Source organism: Phaeodactylibacter luteus, assembly GCF_007993045.1.
In the GTDB taxonomy this organism is placed as follows: Bacteria; Bacteroidota; Bacteroidia; order Chitinophagales; family Saprospiraceae; genus Phaeodactylibacter; species Phaeodactylibacter luteus.
Map to the genome: position 1 here is coordinate 1 of NZ_VOOR01000181.1, position 615 is coordinate 615.

Annotated in this window: 1 protein-coding gene; it reads right to left on the minus strand. The window is 60.0% G+C overall.

Annotated elements, in window-relative coordinates; genetic code table 11:
- Positions 1-615 (minus strand): Ig-like domain-containing protein (locus tag FRY97_RS22615; RefSeq protein WP_170254865.1); only part of this gene is annotated, 615 nt, incomplete at both ends.

The following is a 615-nucleotide window of genomic DNA, read 5'->3' on the forward strand; positions in this document are numbered from 1 at the left end:
ACCGTTGTAGTCCATGTCAGGCGTGTAGGTGAAGGTGCCGTCGGGGTTCAGCGACAGCGTACCGTTCGATACATCTGTCACCAGCGTGATATTGACACCGGGGCCGTCTATGTCCGTATCGTTGTCCGTCACATCGCCCATCACCGGGGTATCCTCGGGCGTGGTATAGCTGTCGTTCATCGCTACCGGCGCATCGTTCACCGGTGTGACAGTCACCGTGGCCACCGCGTCGTCGCAGTCACCGTCCAGGTCACAGATCTGATAGGTGAACGTCTCCGTCCCGCTGAAGTCTGCTGCCGGGGTGTAATCGATGCTGTCATCTGTGGGGTCATCCGGAGTGCCGTTGTCATCGACCGTAGCCGTGCCCCCGTTATCCGGCCCTACCGTGATGACTACCGGCCCAACGCCCGGCCCATTGCTGCCGAAGCTGTCGTCGCCCAGGACATCAACGTTTGTCGTGCCGCTGTCCTCCCCTACTGTGACCGGGTCGTCCATTGCCACAGGCATACCATCGAGCGCACAGTTGTAAGCAGCAGTGCCCGCATCGTTGCCGATATACCGCTCGAAAGTGAACCCGCCGTTGACCTGAATGCTCATGGCATTCGTCAAGTCCAG